Origin of the sequence: Arcobacter pernae (assembly GCF_049472135.1) — a bacterium.
Taxonomy (GTDB): domain Bacteria; phylum Campylobacterota; class Campylobacteria; order Campylobacterales; family Arcobacteraceae; genus Arcobacter_B.
Genome location: NZ_JBMOVV010000003.1, coordinates 231,028 through 242,624, shown reverse-complemented (window position 1 = coordinate 242,624; position 11,597 = coordinate 231,028). Strand labels below are relative to the sequence as shown.

Sequence of the window (11,597 nt, the reverse complement as noted above, 5' to 3'; positions counted from 1 at the left end):
TTCTCTTATTTTTATTCAAACCTTACAGCCTATACTAACTGTTGTTTCCTATCTTGTGCTTATTATGGGCTGTAAGTTTTGAATATTAAAACAAACTACTTCATCGCTTTTTAACTGCTTTACTTATATAATCTAAAAAAAATTCGGCTTGGAAAAAAAATGTTTAATACTTTATCAAATTTTATTGCACCTAATATCGCTATTGATTTAGGTACTGCTAATATGATTGTTACAACTAAAAATAAAGGGGTTATTATAAATGAACCGTCTGTTGTTGCAATACAAAAAAATAATAAAGGACAAGATAAGGTAATAGCAGTTGGTTTAGAAGCAAAAAGAATGCTTGGAAAAACACCATTGAATATAAGAGCAATTAGACCAATGAAAGATGGGGTTATTGCTGATTTTGATACAACTGAAATAATGATAAACTATTTTATTCAAAAAGCATATAAAAAGAACTTTTTCTTTAAACCAAAGATTATTATCTGTATTCCTTATGGTGTAACACCAGTTGAGAGAAATGCTGTAAAAGAATCAGCTATGGCAGCAGGAGCTAGAAAGGTTTACTTAATTGAAGAGCCTTTAGCAGCAGCTATTGGAGCAGGTGTGCCTGTAAATAGTCCAAATGGTCATATAGTTGTAGATATAGGTTCTGGTACAACTGAAATAGGTCTTACTTCTTTGGGTTCATTGGTTTTATGTAAAGCAACTAGAACAGCTGGAGATAGCTTTGATGAAGCAATAGTAAAGTTTGTAAAACAAAGTTATAATCTAACTATTGGAGAATCAACAGCAGAAGAAATAAAGTTTGCTATTGGAACTGCTATAAAACTTGATAAGCCTTTAATTGTTGAGGTGAAAGGTAAAGATAACTTTGGTTTTTTAAAAACTATTAAATTAAATAGTGAAGAGTTTAGAAAAGCAATAGCAGAACCTTTAAAAGAGATTTCAAACTCTGTAAAAAAACTATTAGAACAAATGCCTCCTGATTTAGCTTCCGATGTTATAGATAATGGAGTGATTCTTACAGGTGGGGGAGCTTTATTAAGAGGGATTGATAAATACTTATCAAATATTATAAAACTTCCTGTTAGAGTAAGTGAAGATCCTTTAATGGCTGTATCAAATGGTACAACAGAAGTTTTAAAAAATATGGAACTTCTAAATCTTTTAGATGATTAATATGCAAAAAGACTTTTACAAAAATCTAAGTAGTATTGAGTCAATAAAAGATATTATAAATAGTAGTAGCTATAAAGAAATGCCAGATGATTGGTATATTATAGTAACTGATGTAAAAAACTCAACAATTGCTATAAATGAGGGAAAATATAAAGAAGTAAATATGGTAGGTGCTTTAAGTATTATCTCTATTTTGAATATTGATAAAACTTTAGATTTACCTTTTGTTTTTGGTGGAGATGGGGCATTTATTCTTATTCCAAAAACAATACTTAATCAAAGTAAACAAGCCTTACTTGCTGTGAAAAAAATATCTAAAGAGTCTTACTTCTTAGATTTAAGAGTAGGGATTATTCCTGTTTCAAAAATATATGAAAATAAAAAATCCCTTCTTATTACTAAATTAAAACTAAATGAAGATAGCTTTCAAGCCATCATTAAAGGTGGTGGATTAGAGTATGCTGATGAGCTTTTAAAAAATAGTGAAGAGTTTTTTATAAAAGAGAAACTATTAGAGAGTACAAATGTTGATTTAGAAGGTTTAGAGTGTAGATGGGAAGCTATAAAATCACCTAAAGATGACACTTTAGCTATTATAATTAAAGCCGCTGATGATAATTACTATTCAAATATCTTAGATAATATTGAAAAAATTGTAGGAGATAAAAATAAAAGATCTCCTTTAAATGATAGTAATTTAAAACTTAGTTTTAATAACAATGATTTAAAAGTTGAAGCTTCTATTTATGAAAAAAACTCTTTAAAGAGATATATAAATGTAATGGGTTTAAAACTTATAAATATAATAGGTTTGTTTTTGATGAAGGGAAATATTGGGAAATGGGGCTCTTACAGAAAAAGAACAATCTCTTCAATTGATGCAGAAAAATTTGATGATGTGTTAAGAATGGTAGTTTCAACTACTAAAGAACAGACTTTAAAACTGCAAACTTATTTAGAAAAAGAGTTTGAAAAAAATACTTTAGTTTATGGTTTACACAAATCAAATGCAGCTTTAATGACTTGTTTGATTTTTGAGAGACATGGTAAGCATGCTCACTTTGTAGACTCCTCAAATGGTGGTTATGCAATTGCTGCAAAAGCTTTTAAACAAAGAGTTTTAAAAGATAAAAGTGACAATTAGATATAATCCATTTAAATATAAGGATAACTTAACTTGAAAGAACTTACAAACTATTATACAAACAAAGATATATTATTTAAGCAAATTGAAAAAGTAGAACCAAAAGCTTTAGGCTCAAGAAAAAAAATGGATATTTATAGTGCAACAAGTGTGGACTCAAAATATTATGCAATTTTTAAAGTAGATGCAAAAAGTAGGTTCTTAAGAAAAAATGCAGATGAATTAATGGTTTTATGTGAAAAACTAGCCTCTTTAAAAGAACATAATTTTAAGAAAAAAGAGTTGATTATTTCAAGTCCATTATGCTCAAAAGCCAAAAAGTATTTAGAAGAAAACTCATGGAGTGTTAGAGTTGATTTTATGTGATATTGGAAATACAACTTTTCATTTTTTAATAAATAAAAAGCATAAAAGATTTAGTTTAAAAGATGAAATACCTTCATTTTCAGAACAAATTGTTTATGTTTCTGTAAATAAAAAAGCTACTAAAAAACTTTTAAAAGCCAATCCAAATGCAATAAATATAAAAAAATATTTAAAGTTTGAAACTGATTATGTAGGTCATGGAATAGATAGGGCACTTGCTTGTGTATATGAAAAAAATGCTGTAATAGTTGATGCTGGAAGTGCTATTACAGTTGATATTATGGAAGATGGTATTCACAAAGGTGGTTTTATATTACCTGGTTTTAGAGCTTTTATGAAAACTTATCCAAAAATATCTAAAAAACTAAAGTTTGATTTTGAAAAAAATATAAATTTAGATAAAATACCGCTTCAAACAAAAGATGCTATACAATACGCTATGTTAAAATCTATCATTTTACCCATCAAAGAAATAAGTAAAAATAAGCACATAATATTTACAGGTGGGGATGGAAAGCTATTAAGCCAATATTTTAAAAATAGTATTTATAAAAAAGATTTAATATTTGAGAACATGAAAAGGATTATTGATGCTAACAATTGCATTGCCTAAGGGAAGAATTGCTAAGGAGACTCTAGCTAAGTTTGAGAAAGCTTTTGGTGAAGAGTTTGTATTTGAAGATAGAAAGTTAATACTAGAAAAATCAGGATTTAGATTTTTAAATGTAAGAAATCAAGATGTACCAACTTATGTAATGCATGGAGCAGCTGACTTAGGTGTTGTTGGACTTGATGTATTAGAAGAAAAAGAGTATGACTTAATCAAACTACTTGACTTAGAACTTGGAAGATGTAAAGTTGCATTTGGACTAAGAAAAGGTGAGCAGTTAGATTTAACAAAAAGTAAAATCACTGTTGCTACAAAACATGAAAAAATTGCAAAGAAATTTTTCGAAGAAAAAGCAATGGCTGTTGAGATTATTAAACTTTATGGTTCTATTGAACTTGCACCGTTAGTTAATCTTTCTGATTGTATTGTTGATATTGTAGAAACGGGTGAAACTATGAAACAAAATGGACTTGAAGTAGGTCCTACTATTATGGAAAGTTCAGCTCACTTAATAGCTAATAAAAATGCTTTCTATGCTAAAAAAGATTTAATCTTAGATTTAAAAGAGAAGATAGAAGAAGTACTTTAATGGGATTAGATTTATACTCAAAAATAGAGCCTTATTTAGATTTTGAAGATGAGGTTTATGAACTTCACAGACAGTTTATGGAGTTTGTGATGGTAAATGAACTTGACAATATCATTGATATTGGATGTGGTCAAGGATACTTTTTAGAAAATCTTAAAATAAATGGTAAAAAAGCTTTTGGAACTGATTTAAGTGTTGAACAAATAAAAGTTTGTAAAGCAAAAGGTTTAGATGCATCTGCTATACCTTTAGATGAAGTAGAAGAAAAGTTTGATTGTGCTACTGCTATTTTTGATGTATTAAATTACATGGATAAAGAGTATTTACAAACTTTTATAAAAGATGTTTATTCTGTATTAAATAAAGATGGATATTTTATCTTTGATGTAAACTCTTATTTTGGATTTGATGTAATCGCTCAGGGTTGTATAACTATGGACTTAAAAGATAAGTTCATATCAATAGATGCTATTTTTGAAGATGATAAACTTCAAACGAATCTAACACTATTTACAAAACAAAAAAGCAATCTTTTCTCAAAAGAGGCTGATTTTATTGTACAAGAGTATCACTCAAAAGAGTTCTTAAAAAATCTTCTTGAAACAACTGGCTTTAAAGTTCAAGAAATAAGAGATTTTAACTTACATAGCGAAGAGGAATCTGACAAGCTTATTTTTATTTGTAAAAAAAATTAATAATTTTTATCTAGGCAACTTCTAGGCAACTTTTTTACTTTATAATTAAAGTATAAGAAAATATCTAGAAGGAAAATGCCATGATTAAGTTATTAGTTAGACAAACAAACGGAGAAATACAAGAACAAGAAGTTCAAAATAATATGAACTTTCAACCCTTAGAAGGGGAACAGTTCTATTTTGTTGGTGCGGATAGTTATACTTTTACTTTATCTTCAGATGAAAAGTCTGTAGTTCTTATATTAAATGACAATGGTGAAAAAGTTCAAATTGTTTTAGATAATATGGCTGATCTAATTAAAGCCAATGATCCTACAGATGCTTTCTCATTACTTACGGCACTTGGGGTTTCATCAACAGCGGATGGAGACCAAGAAATTTTAAAAGCATTAAACAATCCTAATCTAGAAAATACACAAGTTGTGGATCTATTAAAAGATAACTTATCAAATAGTACAATGGCAGAAATTGATGGTTCTATTATTGATGATTTTGGATCTTTAGTTGAAAATTTAGAAGCAGCAGCGGCTGGAGAAAACCAAGGTGAAGCTTATTTAAATATTGTAGAAACTAGAGGTCAAGAAGCAACACCTGCTGATACTTCAAGAGGTGAAAGAATTGAAACAGAAGATACATCTGATGAAGATACTGAAGAAACAGAAGACACTGAAGATACAACACCTGAAAATGATGAAGCTCAACTTGTAGAAGATACAGTACCAGAAGATACAACAGATGAAAGTACTGTAGATGAAAATACAACAGATGAAATACCAGAAGATACAACACCTGAAAATACAGTAGATGAAAACACTACAGATGCAATTGATGAAGATACAACACCTGAAAATACAGTAGATGAAAATACAACAGATACTATTCCTGAAGACACTACAGATGAAAGTACTGTAGATGAAAATACAACAGATGAGATACCAGAAGATACAACACCTGAGAATACAGTAGATGAAGACACTACGGATGAGTCTACAGTAGATGAAAATACAATAGATGAAGTACCAGAAGACACTACAGATGAAAGTACTGTAGATGAAAACACAATAGATGAAATACCAGAAGATACAACAGATGAGTCTACAGTAGATGAAAATACAACATATGAAGTACCAGAAGATACAAAAGACTTAAAACCAGAAGACACAACAGATGAAAATACAACAGATGAAGATACAAAAGACTTAGTACCAGAAGATACAACAGATGAAAGTACAGTAGATGAAAATACAACAGATGAAGTACCAGAGGATACGACTAATGAGTCTACAGTAGATGAAAATACAACGGATGAAATACCAGAAGATACAACAGATGAAAATACTATAGACGAAAATACAACAGATGAAGTGCCAGAAGATACAAAAGACTTAATACCAGAAGATACGACAGATGAAAATACAGTAGATGAGGATACAAAAGATTTAGTACCAGAAGACACAACAGATGAATCTACAGTAGATGAAAATACGACGGATGAAATACCAGAGGATACGACTGATGAGTCTACAGTAGATGAGAATACAACAGATGAAGTACCAGAAGATACAAAAGACTTAATACCAGAAGATACAACAGATGAGAGTACGGTAGATGAAAATACGACGGATGAAATACCAGAAGATACGACAGATGAGTCTACAGTAGATGAAAACACAACAGATGAAATACCAGAAGATACAACAGATGAGAATACAATAGATGAAGACACAAAAGACTTAGTACCAGAAGACACAACGGATGAGTCTACAGTAGATGAAAACACAACAGATGAAGTACCAGAAGATACGACAGATGAAAGTACAGTAGATGAAGATACGAAAGATGAAGTACCAGAAGATACGACAGATGAAAGTACTGTAGATGAAAATACAACAGATGAAGTACCGGAAGATACAACAGCAGAAGATACTGGAGAAGATACAGCTCCTGAAGATACAAAAGATTTAGGATATGGAGGTTTCTGGATAGCTCATCAAGGAAATAGTAATAAAGACCAAAACTATGGAATTGAAGAAGATGATGGAACATCAAAAGGTAATAACAACAATGGTTCTACAAGTACTTTTAATGTACAGTTTGGTAGTGAACTAATGCAAACAGGCAATGGCGATTATAAAATGAATAATTCAGGAGATAAATCTATTGCTGAAGGTGAGACTCAACATATTCTATTTAGAATAAGTGGAGATGCAAGATATCATGATGGTGATTTTGATATATCTGTAGATGCTGTTAGAAAAGGTTTAGTTGCTGAAGTTGAAGGTATTGCACTTGATTCTGATGGAACAGAAGTATTAGTAGTTAAATTAACAGCTACAGAAGATACTCATTTAAATGGAAATCCTTTTGACGTTACAGTTACAGCATTGGGCGATAGCGATTCAAATGAAGGTGATGAATCTTTAACTTTAGATATTATTGATAGTATTTGGGAAGGTGAAAATGATGATGACTATGGAAATAGTGGAAACGATTATGCTAAATATACTATTGAAGATGGAGAATCTGTAACATCTCAAGCTGATTATTCTAAATCTATCTCAATAAACGATGTACCTGAAGCATCTCATTTTGAAGATACAACAGATGGGTATGAAAATAAATGGGATATTCCAGAAGATACAACAGATTTAGTACCAGAAGATACAACAGATGAAAATACAGTAGATGAAGATACAACAGATTTAGTACCAGAAGATACAACAGATGAGAATACAGTAGATGAAGATACAAAAGACTTAGTACCTGAAGACACTACAGATGAGAATACAGTAGATGAAAATACAGTAGATGAAATACCAGAAGATACAACAGATGAAAATACAGTAGACGAGGATACAACAGATTTAGTACCAGAAGATACAACAGATGAGAATACAGTAGATGAGGATACAAAAGATTTAGTACCAGAAGATACAACAGATGAAAATACAGTAGATGAAAATACTACTGATGAAGTACCAGAAGATACAAAAGATTTAGTGCCAGAAGATACAACAGATGAGAACACAGTAGATGAAGATACAAAAGACTTAGTTCCAGAAGACACTACTGATGAGAATACAGTAGATGAAAATACTACTGATGAAATACCAGAAGATACAACAGATGAAAATACAGTAGATGAAAATACTACTGATGAAGTACCAGAAGATACAACAGATTTAGTACCAGAAGACACTACTGATGAGAATACAGTAGATGAAGATACAAAAGACTTAGTACCAGAAGATACAACAGATGAAAATACAGTAGACGAAGATACAAAAGATTTAGTACCAGAGGACACTACAGATGAGAATACAGTAGATGAAAATACTATAGATGAGGTACCAGAAAACACAACAGATGAGAATACAGTAGATGAAAATACTACTGATGAAGTACCAGAAGATACAACAGATTTAGTACCAGAAGATACAACAGATGAAAATACAGTAGACGAGGATACAAAAGATTTAGTTCCCGAAGACACAACAGATGAAGCTACAGTAGATGAGAATACAATAGATTTAATACCAGAAGACACAACAGATGAAAGTACGGTAGATGAAGATACAATAGATGAAAATACTACATCTGAAAATACAATAGATTTAATACCAGAAGATACGACTGATGAGAATACAGTAGATGAAGATACAACAGATGAAGTACCAGAAGATACTGCTGATGAGAATACAGTAGATGAAGATACAACAGATGAAGTACCAGAAGATACTGCTGATGAAAACACAGTAGATGAAGATACAACAGATGAAGTACCAGAAAATACAACAGACGAAGATACAACAGATGAAAATACAACTGATGGATATGAGAAGTATTTTGATGGTGATGGTAATGAAGTAACAAATAGTAATCCAATTGATTTAGAAGATGGATTTGATAAAGTTGATATAGATTTATCTGATAATGAAAATGTTGATTTAACTGAAATAGTAGCAAAACTTGAGAATATTGAGGTTATTGATTTTACTGATGGTGAAAATCAACAAATTGATTTAAATATTGAAGATATTATTGATATTACTGATGATAATAATGAGTTAATAATCAAAGGTGATAATGGGGATGAAATTAATTTAGAAGATTCATCTGATTGGACTAAGAGTGAAACTTCAAAAACAGTTGAAGGTGAAGAAGGTGAATTCTTTGAATATACAAACAATAATGTAACTGTTTTAATCGAAAATGATGTGGATGTAGACGACATTTAATAGTTATATTATATTAATAATAAACAAGGTACAATTTCCTTGTTTGTTATTTTATTTCAAACAAATTACCAAAAAATAGGCTAATTAATGGATAAAAAACTATCTGACAAAATCTCAACTGCAATTATTTCTTTAGACACAATGACAAAAACAGTTTATGACAAATTTTCAAAAATGGCACATTTGCAAAACAAAAACTACTTAGAAGTTTGGAGTCATTATCCGATGTGTGGAAAAGGAAACTTTAATCCTCAAACGATGGTAAAAGAGTCTTCAATTATAGAATCTTATTTATTATTAAACTATCTTCGAAAAGAAAATGTAAACTGTAGATTTTGGTATAACAATGCATTGTTTATTTATAATGAAAAATTATTTAGGATTGTTGGACAAGATATTGTAGAAGTTGATTTAGAAGGTTTATATTATTTTAGTCTTAGAGAATCATTTTCTCATCCGTTTTTTTCAATATTAGAAATACTTTTAGAACAAAATAATGGAAAACTTGCAAAACCAAATAAAGCAACAATGTTAAATGTTGGTTGTATGAATAAAATGCATGCTTTGAAACAACTTTACAAAAATAGAGAAAAATATGTTCAAGATGTAATTATCCCTTATAATTTACAAGCAAGTGATTATCCAGTTTTTATGAATTTTATTAAGAGTAATTTAGGCAATAAAATAGTTTTTAAAAATGATGGTATTCAAGAAGGTAAAGGTGTAATCTTTAAAAATATTGAAAACAATATAGATTACCCTGAATTAAAAAAGTCTTTATCTATTCATAAACAAAGACAAAGAGAGTTACTTATAACACCTGCCTTTGAAATAAAAGATGAATATAGATGTTATTTTACTAATTATGAAAACAATGCAAAAGTATTTTCAATTAAACAAAGACAGAATATGACAGAGGAAGAAGATTATTATAATAAAGAGCATATTCATATCAATGTAAATATGAAAGTAAAATGGCATGAAGTAAAGAAAAAAAGTGAAAAGTTTAAATTTGCTTCAACTATTGCAAAAGAGATGATATCACTAATGGATTATGATACAGGTTGCATTGAGTTTGCAATTACAAATGATGATAAAATTGTATTTTTTGAAGTAAATCAAATGGCAGGTCCATTACCTTTTGAGGGTGAAGATACTACAAATATAAATGATTTTTATTTATCAATATTTGATGAAATGGTAAGATAGTGGAAACAACTAACTCAGTGGAAGAACTTCAATTAGAAATACAGAATCTAAGAAAGCTTTTAAATGAGGAAAGAAGAAAGAATAAAATAAAAGATGAAGTTTGTATTCAGCAATCAAAAATGGCTGCAATGGGTGAAATGATTGGGAATATTGCTCATCAATGGAGACAACCTTTAATGGAATTGTCTTCTGTCTTAATGGTTTTAGAAACAAAACTTGAACTTAATGGAAAAGTATCAAATAGTGAGCTACTTGATGCCATAAAAAAATCTGACAAATTAACAAAACATATGTCTAGTACAATAGATGACTTTAGAAGTTTTTTCTCAAAAGAAAAACAAAAAGTTAAATTTACTATATCAGAACAAATAAAGAGAGTTGTAAATATTTTAAGTACAACTTTGAGTAATAAAGATATAAAAGTAAATATTGTAATAAAATCAAATCCTGTAATTTTGGGTTTTAAAAATGAGTATTCACAAGCTTTGATAAATATAATCACAAATGCTAAAGATGAATTGATTAATAGAAAAGTAAAAAATGGCCATATTGATGTAAAAGTATATGAAGAAAATGGTTATTGTATTACAGAAGTAGTTGATAATGCAGGTGGAATAAAAGAACAGTATTTAAATGAGATATTTAAGCCTTTTGTTACTTTTGAAAAGAAGGATGGAACGGGAATAGGTTTATTCATGACAAAGTTAATTGTTGAAAATAATATGTCTGGAAAAATCTCAGTAGAGAATATAAATGATGGAGCAAAGTTTAAAATATCTTTACCTATAAAAAGTTAAAGATATTTAAGTTGATATCCAACTCCTGAAATATTTTTTATAGAGTCTTTACCAATTTTTTTTCTAAGTTTACTTAATACAGATTTTAAAGCAGCTTCTGTAGCTTCATATTCATCTTCCCATAAATGTGCTTTTATTTCTTCTTTTGTTACAGTTCTATTTTTATTTTCATATAAATACTCTAATAATTGAATCTCTTTATTTGTAATATCTTTTTGAGTTTCTTCTTCAAATAACTGTTTTTTAGAGATATTATAAACAATATCATTTGGAAATTTGATCAAAAATCCATTGTGTTGAATATAATCATCAAGAGCCTTATTTAGGGCACCCTTTAAATCTGCTAAGTTAATAGGCTTTAATAAATAATCACTTAATTTCAATTTTGTTGCATCAAGTAGTAGGTTAGTTTCACTGTGTGCAGTCAATAAAATAACTGGAATATATTTATTTTCTTCTCTTATTATTTTTATAAATTCAATTCCTGAAATTTCAGGCATATTTATATCGCTTATTATTATGTCAATTTTATTATTTTTATAATATTCAAGTGCTTCTTTTGCATCTTTTGCTGATATAACGCTATTAGAAAGCATACATAGAACCTGATTAATATTATTTCTTATTTCCTCTTCATCTTCAACATAAAGAATTGTTAGGGACTTCAGTAATTCAATTTTATTATTAATTGACATAAATAGATAGGCCTTTTCCTGTGTGAATATTTAATGTTACATTATTATAACTAAATGCAAGGTAAATTA

At 29.1% G+C, this 11,597-nt stretch carries 10 protein-coding genes; 9 read left to right on the top strand and 1 reads right to left on the bottom strand.

What is annotated here, in order from left to right; all coding sequences use genetic code 11:
- The first annotated feature begins 159 nt into the window (after positions 1–159).
- The 9 genes from ACH5BF_RS05255 (at position 160) to ACH5BF_RS05215 (ending at position 10,833) form a co-directional block, all read left to right on the top strand.
- Positions 160–1,185, top strand: coding sequence for a rod shape-determining protein (locus tag ACH5BF_RS05255; protein WP_423273156.1), 1,026 nt, complete (start codon positions 160–162; stop codon positions 1,183–1,185).
- Position 1,186: 1 nt separating this feature from the next.
- The gene (locus tag ACH5BF_RS05250; protein WP_423273155.1) at positions 1,187–2,329 is read left to right on the top strand and encodes a DUF3095 domain-containing protein; all 1,143 of its coding nucleotides are present in this window, start codon (positions 1,187–1,189) and stop codon (positions 2,327–2,329) included.
- A 33-nt stretch (positions 2,330–2,362) separates the two neighbouring features.
- Positions 2,363–2,695 (top strand): hypothetical protein, encoded by a 333-nt coding sequence (locus ACH5BF_RS05245; protein WP_423273154.1) that lies wholly within the window; start codon positions 2,363–2,365, stop codon positions 2,693–2,695.
- Positions 2,673–3,308 (top strand): type III pantothenate kinase, encoded by a 636-nt coding sequence (locus tag ACH5BF_RS05240; protein ID WP_423273153.1) that lies wholly within the window; start codon positions 2,673–2,675, stop codon positions 3,306–3,308. Before ACH5BF_RS05245 ends, ACH5BF_RS05240 begins: the two co-directional genes overlap by 23 nt.
- Complete coding sequence (gene hisG, locus ACH5BF_RS05235; protein ID WP_423273152.1) at positions 3,286–3,894, top strand: ATP phosphoribosyltransferase; 609 nt, start codon at positions 3,286–3,288, stop codon at positions 3,892–3,894. The genes ACH5BF_RS05240 and hisG overlap by 23 nt, the downstream gene beginning before the upstream one ends.
- Positions 3,894–4,589 carry a class I SAM-dependent DNA methyltransferase gene (locus ACH5BF_RS05230; RefSeq protein ID WP_423273151.1) on the top strand — a complete coding sequence of 232 codons (696 nt, stop codon included), beginning with the start codon at positions 3,894–3,896 and terminating at the stop codon, positions 4,587–4,589. The genes hisG and ACH5BF_RS05230 overlap by 1 nt, the downstream gene beginning before the upstream one ends.
- An 80-nt stretch (positions 4,590–4,669) precedes the next feature.
- On the top strand, positions 4,670–8,827 hold the full coding sequence (locus ACH5BF_RS05225; RefSeq protein ID WP_423273150.1) for a midas domain-containing protein: 4,158 nt from the start codon (positions 4,670–4,672) through the stop codon (positions 8,825–8,827).
- An 87-nt stretch (positions 8,828–8,914) separates the two neighbouring features.
- Positions 8,915–10,036 carry a hypothetical protein gene (locus ACH5BF_RS05220; protein WP_423273149.1) on the top strand — a complete coding sequence of 374 codons (1,122 nt, stop codon included), beginning with the start codon at positions 8,915–8,917 and terminating at the stop codon, positions 10,034–10,036.
- Entirely contained in the window at positions 10,036–10,833 is a 798-nt protein-coding gene (locus ACH5BF_RS05215; RefSeq protein ID WP_423273148.1) for a sensor histidine kinase, read from the top strand. Before ACH5BF_RS05220 ends, ACH5BF_RS05215 begins: the two co-directional genes overlap by 1 nt.
- Here the strand turns inward: ACH5BF_RS05215 and ACH5BF_RS05210 are convergent.
- On the bottom strand, positions 10,830–11,528 hold the full coding sequence (locus ACH5BF_RS05210; RefSeq protein WP_423273147.1) for a response regulator transcription factor: 699 nt from the start codon (positions 11,526–11,528) through the stop codon (positions 10,830–10,832). The two genes, ACH5BF_RS05215 and ACH5BF_RS05210, sit on opposite strands and share 4 nt — an antisense overlap.
- Positions 11,529–11,597 lie beyond the last annotated feature (69 nt).